Below are 18,318 nucleotides of genomic sequence, written 5' to 3' on the forward strand. Positions count from 1 at the left end.
TAAGTTCAAATCTGAACTGCTGGCAAAATTCGTTAACATCCTTATGGTTGACGGAAAAAAATCTACTGCAGAGAAGATTGTTTACACTGCACTAGAAACTATGGCTGAGAAATCTGGTAAAGATCACTTAGCTGTATTTGAAGAAGCTCTTGAAAATGTTCGCCCAGCGGTAGAAGTTAAATCTCGCCGTGTGGGTGGTTCAACTTACCAAGTACCTGTAGAAGTTCGTCCGGTTCGCCGTAACGCTCTTGCTATGCGTTGGGTAGTTGAAGCTGCGCGTAAGCGTGGTGAAAAATCTATGGCTCAACGCCTAGCTGCTGAAATGCTAGACGCGTCTGAGAACAAAGGTACTGCGGTTAAGAAACGTGAAGACGTTCACCGCATGGCTGACGCAAACAAAGCGTTCGCACATTACCGCTGGTAATACCTTTTTAGTGCTGCAAGGTTCCTTGCAGCACTTCTTTAGTTCCTATGCTTATGCTAGGAACTATTGCTATTTCTAGGGCAAGCACTTTTTAGCGAAGCATCGCTTTTAACGCATAATCTAGACATAGCAATAGTCCCTAAGTCTCTAATAAGAGGATTCAACCGTGGCTCGTAAAACTCCTATAGAGCAATACCGTAATATCGGTATCGTTGCTCACGTAGATGCAGGTAAAACAACCACAAGTGAACGTATTCTGTTCTATACCGGTCTTTCTCACAAAATCGGCGAAGTTCACGATGGTGCAGCAACCATGGATTGGATGGAGCAAGAGCAAGAGCGCGGTATTACGATCACTTCAGCAGCAACCACTACGTTTTGGCGTGGTATGGAAGCTCAGTTCTCGGACCACCGTATCAACATCATCGACACTCCTGGACACGTTGACTTCACAATCGAAGTTGAACGTTCTCTGCGTGTACTTGATGGTGCAGTTGTTGTGTTCTGTGGCTCGTCTGGTGTTGAACCTCAGTCAGAGACAGTATGGCGTCAAGCTGATAAGTACCAAGTTCCACGTATGGTTTTCGTTAACAAAATGGACCGTACAGGCGCAGATTTCTTGCGCGTAGTTGAACAGATCAAGGACCGCCTAGGCGCAACTCCTGTTCCAATTCAACTGAACATTGGTGCTGAAGAAAACTTCCAAGGTGTTGTCGATCTTCTCAAGATGAAGGCAATCAACTGGAACGAAGCTGACCAAGGCATGACTTTCACGTACGAAGATATTCCTGCAGACATGCAAGAAATGGCTGAAGAATATCGTACCGAACTTGTTGAAGCTGCTGCAGAAGCAAATGAAGAGCTGATGGATAAGTACCTTGAAGAAGGTGAATTAACAGAAGCTGAAATCAAGCAAGGTCTTCGTATTCGTACACTTAATAATGAAATCGTACTTGCCACTTGTGGTAGTGCATTCAAAAACAAAGGTGTACAAGCTGTTCTAGATGCAGTGGTTGACTTCCTTCCTTCTCCAGTCGATGTACCGGCAATTAAAGGTATTGATGACGACGAGAATGAAATTGAACGTCACGCGGACGACAAAGAACCGTTCTCAGCGCTAGCATTTAAAATTGCAACAGACCCATTTGTTGGTACTTTAACTTTCATCCGTGTTTACTCTGGAGTTGTTGAAAGTGGTAAAACAGCTTACAACTCTGTGAAGAAACAACGTGAACGTTTAGGGCGCATTGTTCAAATGCACTCAAACAAACGTGAAGAAGTAAAAGAAGTACGAGCAGGTGACATCGCAGCCATTATCGGCCTTAAAGATGTTACTACTGGTGAAACTCTATGTGATCAGAACCATAAAATCGTTCTTGAGCGTATGGAATTCCCAGATCCAGTTATTCAGATCGTTGTAGAGCCTCGCTCTCAAGCTGATCAAGATAAAATGACTATCGCTCTAGGTAAACTAGCAGCAGAAGACCCATCATTCCGCGTTGATATGGATGCGGAAACTGGCCAGACACTGATTTCTGGTATGGGCGAACTACACTTAGATATCATCGTTGACCGTATGAAGCGTGAATTTAACGTCAACTGCAACGTTGGTAACCCGCAAGTAGCTTATCGTGAAACGATTCGCGGTACTGCGAAAGCGGAAGGCAAATTTATCCGTGAGCATGGTGGTAAAGGTCAGTACGGTCACGTGTGGCTAAAACTTGAACCATCAGAAGCTGGCGAAGGCTTTGTCTTCGTTGATGAAATTGCCAACGGTATCGTACCTAAAGAGTTTATCGCTTCAGTCGCTAAAGGCGTTGAAGAGCAGATGAACAATGGTGTACTTGCTGGCTATCCAGTTTTGGATATCAAAGCTACACTATATGATGGTTCTTACCATGAAGTAGATTCAAGTGAGATGGCGTTTACAATCGCTGCCTCTATGGCTTTCAGATCGGGTGCACTTGAAGCGCAACCGGTTCTGCTTGAGCCTATGATGAAAGTTGAAGTAACTACTCCAGAAGACTGGATGGGTGACGTTGTTGGCGATATTAACCGTCGTCGCGGCATCATCGAAGGTATGGACGAGGGGACAGCTGGCCTGAAGATAATTCGTGCACAAGTTCCGTTGTCTGTCATGTTCGGTTACGCAACTGATTTACGTTCTGCGACACAAGGCCGTGCTTCTTACTCTATGGAGTTTAGTGAGTACGCTGAAGTGCCTAACAATGTTGCAAAAGCAATCATTGCAGAGCGTGGTTAAACAAAAGGGACGCATTTTTTTCATTTTTTGAAAGATCAATGCGTCCAAATATTGCGCTAACGAGAGTTGGCGCATAAAATAGCAATTTCTGGCGCGTCTCGCTCAATAATGAACGTGGCGAATCATAACTAGGAAGGAACACGATTGTGTCTAAAGAAAAATTTGAACGTACGAAACCGCACGTAAACGTTGGTACTATCGGCCACGTTGACCACGGTAAAACAACTCTAACTGCTGCTATCTGTACTACACTTGCAAAAGTGTACGGCGGTGTTGCTAAAGATTTCGCATCTATCGATAACGCTCCAGAAGAGCGCGAGCGCGGTATCACAATCGCAACTTCTCACGTTGAGTACGATACTCCTGAACGTCACTACGCACACGTAGACTGTCCTGGACACGCCGATTATGTTAAAAACATGATCACTGGTGCTGCTCAAATGGACGGCGGTATCCTAGTTGTTGCTGCTACAGATGGCCCTATGCCACAAACACGTGAGCACATCCTACTTGGTCGTCAAGTTGGTATCCCTTACATCATCGTATTCATGAACAAATGTGACATGGTTGATGACGAAGAGCTACTTGAGCTAGTAGAAATGGAAGTACGTGAACTTCTTTCTGAGTACGAGTACCCAGGAGACGACCTTCCAGTAATTCAAGGTTCTGCACTTGGCGCTCTAAACGGCGAAAAGCAGTGGGAAGACAAGATCGTTGAGCTTGCAGAAGCACTAGATTCTTACATTCCACTTCCAGAGCGTGCTGTTGATCTACCGTTCCTACTTCCTATTGAAGATGTATTCTCAATCCAAGGTCGTGGTACAGTAGTTACTGGTCGTATCGAGCGCGGTATCCTACGTGTAGGTGACGAAGTAGAAATCGTTGGTATCAAAGAAACTACTCTTACTACTTGTACTGGTGTTGAAATGTTCCGTAAACTGCTTGACGAAGGTCGTGCAGGTGAGAACGTTGGTGCACTTCTACGTGGTACTAAGCGTGATGACGTTGAACGTGGCCAAGTACTTTCTGCTAAAGGTTCAATCAACCCACACACTAAGTTTGAGTCTGAAGTATACGTACTTTCTAAAGACGAAGGCGGCCGTCACACTCCTTTCTTCAAGGGTTACCGTCCACAGTTCTACTTCCGTACAACTGACGTAACAGGCGACATCACTCTACCAGAAGGCGTAGAAATGGTAATGCCAGGTGACAACGTTCAAATGACTGTTGAGCTAATCGCTCCAATCGCAATGGACGAAGGTCTACGTTTCGCAATCCGCGAAGGTGGCCGTACAGTTGGTGCTGGTGTTGTAGCTAAAATCTTCGCTTAATAGCATTTAGATTTTTGCACACTCTTCATTAGAAGAGCACGCATCTGAAAAGGGAAGCCTCGGCTTCCCTTTTATTATTTATAGAGAAACATTCCTTTCCCGCGCAATACTCCATATCTCCTCAAGTCCCTTTTTAATATATTCCGATTATTTTCCCAACACTACTTGCATACTAAAACGTGATCTGTATAATGCATCGCACTGGCTAACGCCGGTTTGTGAACCAATGAGCACTGAGGAGTAGGTCTTACCTAGTAATGTATACTCAGCTTATGTTCGCGGTTAATAAAAATAGTAAACTTCGTGTTTACTTCAAAAGTTAACTGACAATGCGTCCTGATTTTGGATGCTACGGTTTCACATAAATCAATCGGCATTCTCTCGTTCTTTCGAGCTTGAGTGGCGATATTGTTTGTGTAATTTTTAATAATTGGAGCTCTGTCTCATGCAGAACCAACGTATTCGTATCCGCCTTAAAGCGTTTGATTACAAGCTAATCGATGCTTCAACTGCGGAAATCGTTGAAACAGCAAAACGTACTGGCGCACAGGTTCGTGGTCCTATTCCACTTCCTACTCGTAAAGAGCGTTTCACTGTTCTTACCTCTCCACACGTCAACAAAGATGCACGTGACCAGTACGAAATTCGTACTCACAAGCGTTTGATCGACATCGTTGAGCCAACAGATAAAACTGTTGATGCTCTAATGCGTCTTGATCTTGCAGCTGGCGTTGATGTTCAAATCAGCCTAGGTTAAGGGAGATAAGAATAATGATTGGTCTAGTCGGACGTAAAGTGGGTATGACCCGCGTATTTACTGAAGAAGGCGTTTCTATCCCAGTAACTGTTGTTGAGGTTGAAGCGAACCGTATTTCTCAAGTTAAAACTCTTGAGACAGACGGCTACGCAGCAATCCAAGTAACTACTGGTGCTAAGAAAGCTAACCGTGTAACTAAACCTGAAGCTGGTCACTTCGCGAAAGCGGGTGTAGAAGCAGGTCGCGGTCTTTGGGAATTCCGTTTAGAAAACGGCGAAGAGTTTGAAGTTGGCGCTGAGCTAAACGTAGAACTTTTCAACGAAATTAAAAAAGTAGACGTTACTGGTACATCTAAAGGTAAAGGCTTCCAAGGCGCTATCAAGCGTTGGAATTTCTCTACTCAAGATATGACTCACGGTAACTCTTTGTCTCACCGCGCACCGGGTTCAATTGGCCAATGTCAAACTCCAGGCCGCGTGTTTAAAGGCAAGAAAATGGCAGGTCACATGGGAGCTGAGCGTGTAACGACTCAAAACCTAGAGATCGTACGTGTTGACGCTGAGCGCAATCTACTCCTTATTAAAGGTGCAGTACCAGGCTCAACAGGCGGTAACGTGATCGTAAAACCTGCTGTTAAAGCATAACGTCTAGGAGTAAGTAATGGAATTGATGGTTAAAGGTGCTGATGCACTAACTGTTTCCGAGACTACTTTCGGACGTGACTTTAACGAAGCTCTAGTACACCAAGTAGTTGTTGCATATGCAGCAGGTGCTCGTCAAGGTACTCGTGCTCAAAAGACTCGTTCTGAAGTATCAGGCGGCGGTGCTAAGCCATGGCGCCAAAAAGGTACTGGCCGTGCACGTGCTGGTACAATTCGTAGCCCAATCTGGCGTACAGGTGGTGTTACTTTTGCTGCGAAACCACAAGATCACAGCCAAAAAGTAAACAAAAAAATGTACCGCGGTGCTATGAAGAGCATTCTGTCTGAGTTGATTCGTCAAGAGCGTCTAATCGTTGTTGATAACTTCTCTGTAGAAGCACCAAAAACAAAAGAACTTGTAGCTAAGCTTAAAGAGCTTGAGCTAAACGACGTTCTGATTGTGACTGGCGAAGTAGATGAAAATCTATTCTTAGCTGCTCGTAACCTATACAAAGTAGATGCACGTGATGTTGCTGGTGTTGATCCAGTATCACTAATCGCTTTCGACAAGGTTCTGATGACTGCTGACGCAGTTAAGCAAGTTGAGGAGATGCTAGCATGATCACTGAAGAGCGTATCTTAAAAGTTCTACGTGCTCCGCACATCTCTGAAAAAGCAACTATGGCAGCTGAGAAAGCGAACACTATCGTTTTCAAAGTAGCTAAAGATGCAACTAAGAAAGAGATCAAAGCAGCTGTAGAAAAGCTATTTGAAGTTGAAGTTAAGTCTGTAAATACTCTTGTATTAAAGGGTAAGACCAAACGTCAAGGTATGCGTGAAGGCCGTCGTTCAGACGTTAAGAAAGCCTACGTTACTTTGAAAGAAGGTCAAGATCTTGACTTCGTTGGCGGCGCGGAATAACAGGAGTAGTAAAAATGGCTATTGTTAAATGTAAGCCGACTTCCCCTGGTCGTCGTCACGTCGTTAAAGTTGTTAACGCTGACCTGCACAAGGGTAAGCCATACGCACCACTTTTAGAGAAAAACTCTAAGAACGGTGGTCGTAACAACAACGGTCGTATTACAGTACGTCACATCGGTGGTGGTCATAAACACCATTACCGTCTGATTGACTTCAAACGTACTAAAGATGGCATCCCAGCGAAAGTTGAGCGTCTAGAATACGATCCAAACCGTAGTGCTAACATCGCTCTAGTTCTGTACGCAGACGGTGAGCGTCGTTACATCATTGCACCTAAAGGTGTTAACGCAGGCGACCAGATTCAATCTGGCGTAGATGCTGCAATCAAAGCAGGTAACACTCTGCCGATGCGCAACATCCCAGTAGGTTCTACTGTACACTGTGTTGAACTTAAGCCTGGTAAAGGTGCACAACTAGCTCGTTCGGCTGGTGCTTATGCTCAAATCATCGCTCGCGATGGTGCATACGTAACTATCCGTCTACGTTCTGGTGAAATGCGCAAAGTACTTTCTGAAGGTCGTGCAACGATCGGTGAAGTTGGTAACTCTGAGCATATGCTACGTGAACTTGGTAAAGCTGGTGCTTCACGCTGGCGCGGCGTACGTCCAACCGTACGTGGTGTAGTAATGAACCCGGTGGATCACCCACATGGTGGTGGTGAAGGCCGCACATCTGGTGGTCGTCACCCAGTATCTCCTTGGGGCGTTCCTACTAAGGGCTTCAAGACTCGTAAGAATAAGCGCACTGACAAGTACATCGTACGTCGTCGCACTAAATAATTTATAAAGAGGAATCGCCATGCCACGTTCTCTCAAGAAAGGTCCTTTTATTGACCTACACTTGCTGAAGAAGGTAGAGAAAGCGGTGGAAAGCGGAGACAAAAAGCCTATTAAGACTTGGTCCCGTCGCTCAATGATCATCCCAACAATGATTGGTTTGACCATCGCTGTCCATAATGGTCGTCAGCACGTCCCTGTTTTCGTTACCGAAGAAATGATCGGTCACAAACTAGGCGAATTTGCACCAACTCGTACTTATCGCGGTCATGCTGCAGATAAGAAAGCTAAGAAGAAATAAGGAGTAGATGATGGAAGCTTTAGCTAAACATAACTTTGCTCGTATTTCTCCACAGAAAGCTCGCTTAGTTGCAGACCAAATTCGCGGTAAGTCGGTAGACCAGGCTCTAGAAATTCTAACTTTCAGCAACAAAAAAGCTGCTGTTTTAGTTAAGAAAGTTCTTGAGTCAGCTATCGCTAACGCGGAACATAACGAAGGTGCAGATATCGACGATCTAAATGTCGCTAAAATCTTCGTAGATGAGGGCCCTATCATGAAGCGTATTATGCCTCGTGCTAAAGGCCGTGCGGATCGTATCTTGAAGCGTTCAAGCCACATCACTATTGTTGTAGCAGATCGCTAAAGACTAGGAGAGTAAGCAATGGGTCAGAAAGTACATCCTAATGGTATTCGTCTTGGCATCGTCAAGCCTTGGAATGCTACATGGTTTGCTAATACCAACGAATTCGCTGACAACCTAGACGGCGACTTCAAGGTACGTCAGTTCCTTACCAAGGAACTACAAAAAGCATCATTATCTCGTATCGTTATCGAGCGTCCAGCGAAGAGCATCCGTGTGACTATTCACACAGCTCGTCCTGGCGTTGTTATCGGTAAGAAAGGTGAAGACGTAGAGAAGCTACGCGCAGCTGTAGCTAAAATCGCAGGTGTACCAGCGCAAATTAACATCGCTGAAGTACGTAAGCCTGAGCTAGATGGTCAGCTTGTAGCTGATAGCATCGCGTCTCAACTAGAGCGTCGTGTTATGTTCCGTCGTGCAATGAAGCGTGCGGTACAAAATGCTATGCGTCTAGGCGCTAAAGGCATCAAAGTACAAGTAGGCGGCCGTCTTGGCGGTGCTGAAATCGCACGTTCAGAGTGGTACCGTGAAGGCCGTGTGCCTCTACACACTCTACGTGCAGACATTGATTACGCAACTTCTTCGGCTCACACTCAATACGGTGTGATCGGCATTAAAGTTTGGATCTTCAAAGGTGAGATTCTAGGCGGTATGCCAGCTGCTAACGCAGTAGAGCCAAAAGGCGATAAGCCTAAGAAGCAGCGTAAAGGCCGTAAGTAAGGAGTCGAACGATGCTACAACCAAAACGTACTAAGTTCCGCAAGGTTATGACTGGTCGTAACCGTGGTCTAGCTAAAGGTACTGAAGTAAGCTTCGGCGAATTCGGTCTTAAAGCTGTTGGCCGTGGTCGTCTGACTGCACGTCAAATCGAAGCGGCACGTCGTGCTATGACACGTCACATTAAGCGTCAAGGTCAAATCTGGATCCGTGTTTTCCCAGACAAACCAATTACTGAAAAGCCTCTTGAAGTTCGTCAAGGTAAAGGTAAAGGTTCAGTTGCGTACTGGGTTGCTCAAATCCAACCAGGCAAAGTTATGTACGAGATGAATGGCGTACCTGAAGAGTTGGCACGTGAAGCGTTCCGCCTAGCGGCGCGTAAACTGCCTGTTAAAACTACTTTTGTAACTAAGCAGGTGATGTGATGAAAGCACAAGATCTACGCGAAAAGAACGTTGAAGAGCTTAACGCTGAGCTATTGAATTTGCTACGTGAACAGTTCAACTTGCGCATGCAAGCTGCAACTGGTCAACTTCAGCAAACTCATACTCTAAAAGCTGTACGCCGTGACATCGCACGTGTGAAAACTGTTTTGACTGAAAAGGCAGGCGCATAATGAGCGAAACTAACCGCATCCAGCAAGGCCGTGTAGTAAGTGACAAGATGGACAAGTCTATCGTTGTTGCTATTGAGCGTACTGTAAAACACCCAATTTACGGTAAGTTCATCAAACGCACGACTAAAGTACACGCACACGACGAAGACAACACTTGTGGCCTAGGCGACAAAGTTGAAATCGCTGAGTGTCGTCCTCTGTCTAAGACTAAGTCTTGGACATTGGTTAAAGTTCTAGAAAAAGCGAAGATTTAATCTTTGTAATTCTATAACTTATAAGCGGCTCCAAATTATTTTTTGGAGCCGCTTGTTTTTTGTCTACCCAATTTAAAAAAAGGGTGGTACAATTCGCGTCCCTTTTAAAGAGGCAGCCCGACCCGAGAGGGTCTAGTTTTAATATTTAGCGGAGCACTAACAATGATCCAGATGCAAAGTACACTTGACGCAGCAGATAACTCTGGCGCGCGCAAGGTAATGTGTATTAAGGTTCTGGGTGGCTCTCACCGCCGTTATGCACATATCGGTGACGTCATCAAGGTTACAGTGAAGGAAGCGATTCCTCGCGGTAAAGTAAAGAAAGGTGATGTTCTGAAGGCGGTAGTAGTGCGCACCCGTAAAGGCGTTCGTCGCCCAGACGGTTCTGTCATTCGCTTCGACAGTAATGCTTGTGTATTGTTAAATGACACTACTGAGCAACCAGTCGGCACACGTATCTTTGGTCCTGTGACTCGTGAACTTCGTAACGCGAAATTCATGAAGATTGTATCACTTGCACCTGAAGTTCTGTAAGGAGCGGCAACATGGCAGCTAAAATCCGTCGTAACGACGAAGTAATCATTCTTGCTGGTAAAGATAAAGGCAAGAAAGGTAAAGTAACTAAGGTTCTGACAACTGGTAAAGTTGTTGTTGAAGGCATCAATCTTGTTAAAAAACACCAAAAGCCGGTTCCGGCTCTAGGTCAACAAGGTGGCATCGTTGAACAAGAAGCAGCTATTGATGCTTCTAACGTTGCAGTCTTTAACGCGGCTACTGGTAAAGCAGACCGTATCGGTTTCCGTATCGAAGATGGCAAGAAAGTTCGTTTCTTCAAATCTAACGGCGAAACTGTTTCTAACTAATTAGAAGTAATTTGGAGTTCTACTATGGCGAAACTGCATGATTACTACAAGTCGTCTGTAGTCGCTGAGCTTACCAAAGAGTTCAGCTACACAAGCGTCATGCAAGTCCCTAGGATTGAGAAAATCACCCTAAACATGGGCGTTGGTGAAGCAATCAACGATAAGAAACTGCTAGAAAACGCAGCATCTGATATGGCAACGATCTCTGGTCAAAAGCCACTTATCACGAAAGCGCGTAAATCTGTAGCTGGTTTCAAAATTCGTGAAGGCTACCCAATTGGTTGTAAAGTAACCTTGCGTGGTGAGCGCATGTGGGAATTTTTAGAGCGTTTAATCTCTATCGCACTTCCACGTGTACGTGATTTCCGTGGTGTTAGCGCTAAGTCTTTTGACGGACGCGGTAACTACAGCATGGGCGTTCGCGAGCAAATCATCTTTCCGGAAATCGACTACGATAAAGTCGATCGCGTCCGCGGTCTTGATATTACTATCACGACATCTGCGGGATCCGATGAGGAAGGCCGAGCTCTGCTGGCTGCCTTTAACTTCCCATTCCGTAAGTAAGGGTAGGGTTACTGTTATGGCTAAACAATCAATGAAAGCACGTGAAGCTAAACGTGCAAAACTAGTAGTTAAGTTCGCTGAAAAGCGTTCTGCGCTAAAAGTTATCATTAGCGATGTAAACGCATCTGAAGAAGATCGTTGGAATGCGGTTCTTAAACTGCAATCTCTTCCACGTGATTCAAGTGCATCACGTCAGCGCAACCGTTGCAACCAAACTGGTCGTCCACACGGTTACCTACGTAAATTCGGTCTAAGCCGCATTAAGGTTCGTGAAGCTTGCATGAAAGGCGAGATTCCGGGTCTTCGTAAGGCTAGCTGGTAATTGCCACTTAATCATTTGGAGTAAATCTTATGAGCATGCAAGATCCGATTTCGGATATGCTGACCCGAGTTCGTAACGGTCAGGCAGCAAATAAAGTTGCTGTAAAAATGCCTTCTTCAAAGCTTAAAGTTGCAATTGCTGCATTACTTAAAGCTGAAGGTTACATCGTAGACTTCGCTGTTGACAGCGAAGTAAAACCTGAGCTAGAAGTTACTCTTAAGTACTTCCAAGCTAAACCTGTAATCGAGCAAATCAAGCGCGTATCACGTCCTGGTTTAAGAGTTTATAAAAATAAAGACTCTTTACCTACAGTGATGGGTGGTCTTGGTATTGCAGTTGTTTCTACTTCCAAGGGTCTGATGTCTGACCGTGCTGCTCGCAAAGCAGGTCTTGGCGGTGAAATCATCTGTTACGTAGCTTAAGGAGTAGATTATGTCTCGTGTTGCTAAAGCACCTGTCGCTATTCCAGCTGGCGTAGAGGTGAAACTAAACGGCCAAGAAGTTACTGTAAAAGGTAGCAAAGGTGAGCTTACTCGCGTTCTTAACAGCGCCGTAGTTATTGCACAGGAAGAAAACAACCTAACTTTCGGTCCGAAAGAAGGTGTTACTAACGCATGGGCACAGGCTGGTACAGCTCGCGCTCTAGTTAATAACATGGTTGTGGGTGTTACTCAGGGCTTCGTTAAGAAGTTAACTCTTAAAGGTGTTGGTTACCGTGCTGCTATCAAAGGCAACTCTGTAGGTCTAACACTAGGCTTTTCTCACCCAGTAGAGCACGCTCTACCTGAAGGTATTAAAGCTGAGTGCCCTAGCCAAACTGAGATCATTATTACTGGTTGCGATAAGCAAGTAGTAGGTCAAGTTGCGGCTGACATTCGTTCTTACCGTGCTCCTGAACCTTATAAAGGTAAAGGTGTTCGTTACGCAGATGAAAATGTGCGTACTAAAGAAGCTAAGAAGAAGTAAGGTATCACTATGGATAAGAAAGCATCTCGCATCCGTCGTGCTACACGTGCACGTCGTAAGATTGCAGAACTTGGCGCAACTCGCTTGGTAGTACACCGTACTCCTCGCCATGTTTACGCTCAAGTTATCTCGGCAAACGGCTCTGAGGTTATCGCAGCTGCTTCTACTGTAGAAAAAGCGATCCGTGAGCAAGTTAAGAACACTAGTAACGTTGATGCAGCTAAAGCAGTTGGTAAAGCTGTTGCTGAGCGCGCTCTTGAAAAAGGCGTAGCTACAGTTGCATTTGATCGTTCTGGTTTCCAATACCACGGTCGAGTAGCGGCGCTAGCAGATTCTGCTCGCGAAGCTGGTCTGAAATTCTAAGGTAGGGTTGGAAGATGGCTAAAGAACAACAACAAGCTAATGATTTGCAAGAAAAGCTGATCGCTGTTAACCGTGTATCTAAGACGGTTAAAGGTGGTCGAATCATGAGCTTTACTGCACTAACAGTAGTTGGTGACGGTAATGGTCGCGTAGGTTTCGGTTACGGCAAAGCTCGTGAAGTACCTGCTGCGATTCAAAAAGCAATGGAAAAAGCGCGTCGTAACATGGTTACTGTTGCGCTTAACGAAGGCACTCTTCACCACCCGGTGAAAGGTCGTCATTCGGGCTCTAAAGTTTACATGCAGCCAGCTGCTGAAGGTACAGGTGTTATTGCCGGTGGTGCAATGCGTGCCGTACTTGAAGTTGCAGGCGTACATAACGTACTTTCTAAAGCATACGGTTCAACGAACCCAATCAACGTTGTTCGCGCAACGATTGGTGCTCTAGTAGACGTTAAGTCACCAGAAATGGTTGCTGCTAAACGTGGTCTAACTGTTGAATCTATTTCGGAGTAAGAACACGATGGCAACTATTAAAGTAACTCAAACTAAAAGCTCAATTGGTCGCCTACCTAAGCACAAAGCGTGCCTTAAAGGTCTAGGTCTTCGTCGCATCAACCATACAGTAGAACTTGAAGATACACCGTGCGTACGCGGTATGATCAACAAGGTTTACTACATGGTTAAGATTGAGGAGTAATCAGAATGCGTTTGAATACTCTATCACCGGCTGCTGGCTCTAAACCTTCTAAGAAGCGTGTAGGTCGTGGTATCGGTTCTGGCCTTGGTAAAACAGGTGGCCGCGGTCACAAAGGTCAAAAGTCACGTTCTGGCGGCTCTGTTCGTCCAGGTTTTGAAGGCGGTCAAATGCCTCTAAAACAACGTCTACCTAAATTCGGTTTCACTTCTCGTAAGAGCCTAGTGTCTGCTGAAGTTCGTCTAGCTGAGCTAGCGAAAGTAACAGGTGACGTAGTTGATCTTAACAGTCTTAAAGCTGCTAACGTTATCACTAAGAACATCGAGTTTGTTAAGATCGTTCTTTCTGGTGACCTAAGCAAAGCTGTGACTGTTAAAGGTCTACGCGTGACTAAAGGCGCTAAAGCTGCAATCGAAGCTGCAGGCGGTAAAATCGAGGAATAATCTCGAGGAACGAGGTACAGATGGCTAAGAAACCAGGAAAAGATTTTCGTAGTGCTCAGAGCGGCTTAAGTGAACTAAAGTCGCGCTTATTATTCGTAATTGGTGCACTTTTAGTATTCCGAGCCGGCTCTTTTGTGCCGATCCCTGGTATTGACGCAGCTGTACTTGCCGATTTGTTCGATCAGCAAAAAGGTACCATCGTAGAAATGTTTAACATGTTCTCCGGTGGTGCTCTTGAGCGTGCATCTATATTAGCATTGGGTATCATGCCGTACATTTCGGCATCGATCGTAGTCCAATTGCTAACTGTAGTTCATCCAGCGTTAGCGGAACTCAAGAAAGAGGGTGAAGCAGGCCGTCGTAAGATAAGCCAATATACACGCTACGGCACGCTTGTACTTGCAACATTCCAAGCTATTGGTATCGCAACAGGCTTACCAAACATGGTCGACAATCTGGTTGTTATCAACCAAACCATGTTTACGCTTATTGCTACCGTGAGTTTAGTAACTGGTACCATGTTTTTGATGTGGTTAGGTGAACAAATCACTGAGCGAGGAATCGGTAATGGTATTTCCATTCTGATTTTTGCAGGTATTGTTGCTGGATTGCCTTCTGCAATCGGTCAAACAATCGAGCAAGCGCGTCAAGGTGAATTGCATGTGCTTCTTCTGTTGTTTATCGCGGTATTGTCTTTTGCTGTAATTTACTTCGTGGTTTTCATGGAGCGTGGTCAACGTCGTATCGTCGTTAACTATGCGAAGCGTCAACAAGGTCGTAAAGTGTTTGCAGCACAAAGTTCTCATTTGCCACTTAAGATTAATATGGCAGGTGTTATACCAGCGATTTTTGCATCAAGTATTATTTTGTTCCCAGGAACATTAGCGCAGTGGTTTGGTCAAAATGGTGAAAGCAGCGCGTTCGGTTGGTTAACTGACGTGTCTTTAGCTCTTAGCCCAGGTCAACCCTTGTATGTAATGCTTTATGCAGCAGCTATAATCTTCTTCTGTTTCTTCTATACAGCGTTGGTGTTTAACCCACGTGAAACAGCTGATAACTTGAAGAAGTCTGGTGCATTCGTACCCGGTATCCGCCCAGGTGAGCAGACAGCGAAATATATCGATAAAGTGATGACTAGACTAACCCTTGCGGGCGCTCTATACATTACTTTTATATGTCTGATTCCTGAGTTCATGATGGTCGCGTGGAACGTTCGTTTCTACTTTGGCGGCACTTCCCTACTAATCGTAGTGGTTGTTATCATGGATTTCATGGCACAGGTACAGACTCATCTGATGTCACAACAGTATGATTCTGTGTTAAAGAAAGCGAATCTGAAAGGTTACGGCCGTTAATTCGGTAGTAATTATTTCGATTCCATTTACGGAGTTTAGCAATGAAAGTTCGTGCTTCCGTTAAAAAAATCTGCCGTAACTGTAAAGTTATCAAGCGTAACGGTGTCGTTCGCGTGATTTGCAGTGAGCCAAAGCATAAGCAACGCCAAGGCTAATCAGCAGAAATTTTTACTTGAAATACTAGGTAGAGTCGAGTATATTCCTCGGCCTACCTTTTGCGTGCAAAAGAAGTAGTATGCCGCAGCGTATCCATAACGGGCTTTGCTGCGGATAATTCTTTTATGAACCCCCTTAGGAGTGAATAATGGCCCGTATAGCCGGCATTAACATTCCTGATCATAAGCATTCTGTAATTGCACTTACTGCAATCTACGGTATTGGTAAAACTCGCTCTCAAGCTATTCTAGCTGAAGTGGGTATTGCTGAAGATGCTAAGATCAGTGAACTAACTGAAGAGCAGATCGATCAACTGCGTGATGGTGTAGCTAAATACACTGTAGAAGGTGATCTACGTCGTGAAGTATCGATGAACATCAAGCGTCTTATGGACCTTGGCTGTTACCGCGGTCTTCGTCATCGTCGCAGTCTACCACTACGTGGACAGCGTACTAAAACCAACGCTCGCACCCGTAAGGGTCCGCGCAAGCCGATCAAGAAATAGTCGGATAAGGTAGAGTACAATGGCAAAACAACCAACTCGCGCGCGTAAGCGCGTACGCAAGCAAGTAGCTGATGGCGTAGCGCACATTCATGCTTCTTTCAACAACACAATCGTAACTATCACTGACCGCCAAGGCAACGCTCTTGCATGGGCTACAGCAGGTGGTTCAGGTTTCCGTGGTTCTCGTAAATCTACTCCGTTCGCAGCACAAGTTGCAGCTGAGCGTTGTGGTGAAATGGCTAAAGAATATGGCCTAAAGAACTTGGAAGTTATGGTTAAGGGTCCAGGTCCAGGTCGCGAATCTACTGTTCGTGCACTGAACGCTGCTGGTTTCCGTATCACTAACATTGTTGATGCGACACCAATCCCTCATAACGGTTGTCGTCCACCTAAGAAACGTCGCGTTTAAGTTTCGTTTCTAGGAATATTGGAGAAAGATCATGGCAAGATATTTGGGTCCTAAGCTGAAGCTTAGCCGTCGCGAAGGTACTGACTTATTCCTTAAGTCTGGTGTCCGTGCGATCGATACCAAGTGTAAAATTGATAACGCACCAGGTGTACACGGCGCTCGTCGCGGTCGTCTATCTGAGTATGGCGTTCAGCTTCGTGAGAAGCAAAAAGTTCGTCGTATCTACGGCGTTCTAGAAAAACAATTCCGCAACTACTACAAAGAAGCTGCACGTCTTAAAGGCAACACAGGTGCAAACCTGCTTCAGCTTCTTGAAGGTCGTCTTGATAACGTAGTTTACCGTATGGGCTTTGGCGCTACTCGTGCTGAATCTCGTCAACTAGTTAGCCACAAGTCTGTTCTAGTTAACGGTAAAGTTGTAAACGTTCCTTCTTTCAAAGTAGCGGCTAACGACGTTGTTTCTATCCGCGAGAAAGCTAAGCAGCAATCTCGTATTAAAGCGGCTCTAGAAGTTGCTGAACAACGTGAAAAGCCAACTTGGATTGAAGTAGATGCTAGCAAAATGGAAGGTACATTCAAGCGTATGCCTGAGCGTTCTGACCTATCAGCTGACATCAATGAACACTTGATCGTCGAACTTTACTCTAAGTAAGGTTAAAAAAAGAGAGGACACAATGCAGGGTTCTGTAACAGAATTTCTTAAGCCGCGTCTTGTTGACATTGAACAGATCAATACGACACACGCGAAAGTAACTCTTGAGCCATTAGAGCGCGGTTTCGGCCACACTCTAGGTAATGCTCTTCGCCGCATTCTTCTATCTTCTATGCCGGGTTGTGCCGTAACAGAAGTTGAAATTGAAGGTGTGCTACACGAATACAGCACTAAAGAAGGCGTTCAGGAAGATATCCTGGAAATCCTTCTAAACCTTAAAGGTTTAGCTGTACGCGTTGCTGAAGGCAAAGATGAAGTGTTTATTACACTGAACAAATCAGGCTCAGGCCCTGTTGTTGCAGGTGACATCACCCACGATGGTGATGTAGAGATCGCTAACCCTGAGCACGTAATTTGTCACCTAACGGATGACAATGCTGAGATCGCTATGCGTATCAAAGTAGAACGTGGTCGTGGTTACGTTCCAGCTTCAGCTCGTATCCATACTGAAGAAGATGAGCGTCCTATCGGTCGTCTATTAGTTGACGCTACTTACAGCCCGGTTGATAAAATCGCCTATGCTGTAGAAGCGGCACGTGTAGAACAACGTACTGATTTAGACAAGCTTGTTATCGATATGGAAACGAACGGTACTCTAGAACCTGAGGAAGCAATCCGTCGTGCAGCTACTATTTTAGCTGAACAACTGGATGCGTTCGTAGATCTTCGTGATGTACGTGTACCTGAGGAGAAGGAAGAGAAGCCAGAATTCGATCCTATCCTACTACGTCCTGTAGACGATCTTGAACTAACAGTTCGCTCTGCTAACTGTTTGAAAGCAGAAGCGATTCACTACATCGGTGATCTTGTACAGCGCACTGAGGTTGAGCTACTTAAAACGCCAAACCTTGGTAAGAAATCTCTTACAGAGATTAAAGATGTGCTTGCTTCACGTGGTCTTTCTCTAGGCATGCGCCTAGAAAACTGGCCACCAGCGTCAATCGCTGAAGATTAATCGAAAAGTTAGAAGGATTAGGTCATGCGCCATCGTAAAAGTGGTCGTCAACTCAACCGCAACAGCAGTCATCGCAAAGCGATGTTCAGCAACATGGCTAGCTCTCTTGTTCGTCACGAAGTTATTAAAACTACCGTGCCTAAAGCAAAAGAACTACGTCGCGTAATTGAGCCATTGATTACCCTAGCTAAGACAGACAGTGTTGCTAACCGTCGTCTTGCATTTGCTCGCACTCGTGATAACGAAGTTGTGGCAAAACTATTTAATGAACTAGGCCCGCGTTTCGCGGCTCGCCAAGGTGGTTACACTCGCATTCTTAAATGTGGTTTCCGTACTGGTGATAAAGCTCCAATGGCTTACATTGAGCTTGTAGACCGCCCAGTTGCTGAAGAAGCTGCTGAGTAATCTATACTAGATTCTTAATACAAAAAGCCGAGCATTAGCTCGGCTTTTTTTGTTTCTATCGAATTGAAAAATTGCACCACGATGTTTGGCATTTTTACTTGCCTGCTCTGCTCTATTTTTTAAAAATATCTCGTATCTCGTATCTCGTATCTCGTATCTCGTATCTCGTATCTCGTATCTCGTATCTCGTATCTCGTATCTCG

General features: G+C 45.2%; 31 protein-coding genes. All 31 read left to right on the forward strand.

Features of this window, described 5'->3' with window-relative positions:
* Positions 1–424: 30S ribosomal protein S7 (gene rpsG, locus NX845_RS15310; RefSeq protein WP_260256972.1), on the forward strand; the 424-nt coding region annotated here is incomplete at its 5' end.
* Between the two features lie 166 nt (positions 425–590).
* On the forward strand, positions 591–2,687 hold the full coding sequence (gene fusA, locus NX845_RS15315) for an elongation factor G (protein WP_017083778.1): 2,097 nt from the start codon (positions 591–593) through the stop codon (positions 2,685–2,687).
* A 146-nt stretch (positions 2,688–2,833) separates the two neighbouring features.
* A complete protein-coding gene (tuf, locus tag NX845_RS15320) occupies positions 2,834–4,018 on the forward strand; it encodes an elongation factor Tu (RefSeq protein ID WP_012604914.1) in 1,185 nt (394 codons plus the stop codon).
* Between the two features lie 445 nt (positions 4,019–4,463).
* Entirely contained in the window at positions 4,464–4,775 is a 312-nt protein-coding gene (gene rpsJ, locus NX845_RS15325; protein ID WP_004736761.1) for a 30S ribosomal protein S10, read from the forward strand.
* A 14-nt stretch (positions 4,776–4,789) separates the two neighbouring features.
* Positions 4,790–5,419 (forward strand): 50S ribosomal protein L3, encoded by a 630-nt coding sequence (rplC, locus tag NX845_RS15330; RefSeq protein WP_004736763.1) that lies wholly within the window; start codon positions 4,790–4,792, stop codon positions 5,417–5,419.
* Positions 5,420–5,435: 16 nt separating this feature from the next.
* Positions 5,436–6,038: a 50S ribosomal protein L4 gene (gene rplD, locus NX845_RS15335; RefSeq protein ID WP_004736764.1), complete on the forward strand. Its 603-nt coding sequence runs from the start codon at positions 5,436–5,438 to the stop codon at positions 6,036–6,038.
* Positions 6,035–6,337: a 50S ribosomal protein L23 gene (gene rplW / locus NX845_RS15340; RefSeq protein ID WP_004736765.1), complete on the forward strand. Its 303-nt coding sequence runs from the start codon at positions 6,035–6,037 to the stop codon at positions 6,335–6,337. The genes rplD and rplW overlap by 4 nt, the downstream gene beginning before the upstream one ends.
* 14 nt (positions 6,338–6,351) lie before the next feature.
* The gene (rplB, locus tag NX845_RS15345) at positions 6,352–7,176 is read left to right on the forward strand and encodes a 50S ribosomal protein L2 (RefSeq protein WP_017076297.1); all 825 of its coding nucleotides are present in this window, start codon (positions 6,352–6,354) and stop codon (positions 7,174–7,176) included.
* 19 nt (positions 7,177–7,195) lie between these two features.
* Positions 7,196–7,474: a 30S ribosomal protein S19 gene (gene rpsS, locus NX845_RS15350; RefSeq protein ID WP_004736729.1), complete on the forward strand. Its 279-nt coding sequence runs from the start codon at positions 7,196–7,198 to the stop codon at positions 7,472–7,474.
* 10 nt (positions 7,475–7,484) lie between these two features.
* A complete protein-coding gene (gene rplV / locus NX845_RS15355; RefSeq protein ID WP_004736732.1) occupies positions 7,485–7,817 on the forward strand; it encodes a 50S ribosomal protein L22 in 333 nt (110 codons plus the stop codon).
* 18 nt (positions 7,818–7,835) lie between these two features.
* The gene (rpsC, locus tag NX845_RS15360; protein WP_004736734.1) at positions 7,836–8,534 is read left to right on the forward strand and encodes a 30S ribosomal protein S3; all 699 of its coding nucleotides are present in this window, start codon (positions 7,836–7,838) and stop codon (positions 8,532–8,534) included.
* Between the two features lie 11 nt (positions 8,535–8,545).
* Complete coding sequence (gene rplP, locus NX845_RS15365) at positions 8,546–8,956, forward strand: 50S ribosomal protein L16 (RefSeq protein WP_004736736.1); 411 nt, start codon at positions 8,546–8,548, stop codon at positions 8,954–8,956.
* Positions 8,956–9,147, forward strand: a complete 192-nt coding sequence (rpmC, locus tag NX845_RS15370; RefSeq protein ID WP_004736737.1) for a 50S ribosomal protein L29 — start codon at positions 8,956–8,958, stop codon at positions 9,145–9,147. Before rplP ends, rpmC begins: the two co-directional genes overlap by 1 nt.
* Positions 9,147–9,401 (forward strand): 30S ribosomal protein S17, encoded by a 255-nt coding sequence (gene rpsQ, locus NX845_RS15375; protein ID WP_004736739.1) that lies wholly within the window; start codon positions 9,147–9,149, stop codon positions 9,399–9,401. Before rpmC ends, rpsQ begins: the two co-directional genes overlap by 1 nt.
* A gap of 162 nt (positions 9,402–9,563) precedes the next feature.
* On the forward strand, positions 9,564–9,935 hold the full coding sequence (rplN, locus tag NX845_RS15380) for a 50S ribosomal protein L14 (RefSeq protein WP_004736740.1): 372 nt from the start codon (positions 9,564–9,566) through the stop codon (positions 9,933–9,935).
* Between the two features lie 11 nt (positions 9,936–9,946).
* Positions 9,947–10,264 carry a 50S ribosomal protein L24 gene (rplX, locus tag NX845_RS15385; protein WP_004736742.1) on the forward strand — a complete coding sequence of 106 codons (318 nt, stop codon included), beginning with the start codon at positions 9,947–9,949 and terminating at the stop codon, positions 10,262–10,264.
* Between the two features lie 24 nt (positions 10,265–10,288).
* Complete coding sequence (gene rplE, locus NX845_RS15390) at positions 10,289–10,828, forward strand: 50S ribosomal protein L5 (RefSeq protein WP_004736744.1); 540 nt, start codon at positions 10,289–10,291, stop codon at positions 10,826–10,828.
* Positions 10,829–10,844: 16 nt separating this feature from the next.
* Complete coding sequence (rpsN, locus tag NX845_RS15395) at positions 10,845–11,150, forward strand: 30S ribosomal protein S14 (RefSeq protein WP_004736747.1); 306 nt, start codon at positions 10,845–10,847, stop codon at positions 11,148–11,150.
* A gap of 29 nt (positions 11,151–11,179) precedes the next feature.
* Entirely contained in the window at positions 11,180–11,572 is a 393-nt protein-coding gene (rpsH, locus tag NX845_RS15400) for a 30S ribosomal protein S8 (RefSeq protein WP_004736749.1), read from the forward strand.
* A gap of 10 nt (positions 11,573–11,582) precedes the next feature.
* Complete coding sequence (rplF, locus tag NX845_RS15405; protein WP_004736750.1) at positions 11,583–12,116, forward strand: 50S ribosomal protein L6; 534 nt, start codon at positions 11,583–11,585, stop codon at positions 12,114–12,116.
* A gap of 9 nt (positions 12,117–12,125) precedes the next feature.
* Complete coding sequence (gene rplR / locus NX845_RS15410) at positions 12,126–12,479, forward strand: 50S ribosomal protein L18 (protein WP_004736752.1); 354 nt, start codon at positions 12,126–12,128, stop codon at positions 12,477–12,479.
* Positions 12,480–12,493: 14 nt separating this feature from the next.
* Entirely contained in the window at positions 12,494–12,994 is a 501-nt protein-coding gene (gene rpsE / locus NX845_RS15415; RefSeq protein ID WP_004736754.1) for a 30S ribosomal protein S5, read from the forward strand.
* 7 nt (positions 12,995–13,001) lie between these two features.
* Positions 13,002–13,178, forward strand: coding sequence for a 50S ribosomal protein L30 (gene rpmD / locus NX845_RS15420; protein WP_004736756.1), 177 nt, complete (start codon positions 13,002–13,004; stop codon positions 13,176–13,178).
* 5 nt (positions 13,179–13,183) lie between these two features.
* A complete protein-coding gene (rplO, locus tag NX845_RS15425) occupies positions 13,184–13,618 on the forward strand; it encodes a 50S ribosomal protein L15 (RefSeq protein ID WP_004736758.1) in 435 nt (144 codons plus the stop codon).
* 20 nt (positions 13,619–13,638) lie between these two features.
* Positions 13,639–14,973, forward strand: coding sequence for a preprotein translocase subunit SecY (gene secY / locus NX845_RS15430; protein WP_004736759.1), 1,335 nt, complete (start codon positions 13,639–13,641; stop codon positions 14,971–14,973).
* A gap of 41 nt (positions 14,974–15,014) precedes the next feature.
* Positions 15,015–15,128: a 50S ribosomal protein L36 gene (rpmJ, locus tag NX845_RS15435; RefSeq protein ID WP_000868186.1), complete on the forward strand. Its 114-nt coding sequence runs from the start codon at positions 15,015–15,017 to the stop codon at positions 15,126–15,128.
* A gap of 149 nt (positions 15,129–15,277) precedes the next feature.
* On the forward strand, positions 15,278–15,634 hold the full coding sequence (gene rpsM / locus NX845_RS15440) for a 30S ribosomal protein S13 (RefSeq protein ID WP_004738779.1): 357 nt from the start codon (positions 15,278–15,280) through the stop codon (positions 15,632–15,634).
* A gap of 19 nt (positions 15,635–15,653) precedes the next feature.
* The gene (gene rpsK / locus NX845_RS15445; RefSeq protein WP_004738778.1) at positions 15,654–16,043 is read left to right on the forward strand and encodes a 30S ribosomal protein S11; all 390 of its coding nucleotides are present in this window, start codon (positions 15,654–15,656) and stop codon (positions 16,041–16,043) included.
* Between the two features lie 31 nt (positions 16,044–16,074).
* Positions 16,075–16,695 (forward strand): 30S ribosomal protein S4, encoded by a 621-nt coding sequence (rpsD, locus tag NX845_RS15450; protein WP_004729814.1) that lies wholly within the window; start codon positions 16,075–16,077, stop codon positions 16,693–16,695.
* A gap of 22 nt (positions 16,696–16,717) precedes the next feature.
* On the forward strand, positions 16,718–17,710 hold the full coding sequence (locus NX845_RS15455) for a DNA-directed RNA polymerase subunit alpha (RefSeq protein WP_004729813.1): 993 nt from the start codon (positions 16,718–16,720) through the stop codon (positions 17,708–17,710).
* 24 nt (positions 17,711–17,734) lie between these two features.
* Complete coding sequence (rplQ, locus tag NX845_RS15460) at positions 17,735–18,115, forward strand: 50S ribosomal protein L17 (RefSeq protein ID WP_065682678.1); 381 nt, start codon at positions 17,735–17,737, stop codon at positions 18,113–18,115.
* Positions 18,116–18,318: the final 203 nt, after the last annotated feature.

It is taken from the genome of Vibrio sp. NC2 (assembly GCF_025195005.1).
Taxonomy (GTDB): Bacteria; Pseudomonadota; Gammaproteobacteria; order Enterobacterales; family Vibrionaceae; genus Vibrio; species Vibrio splendidus.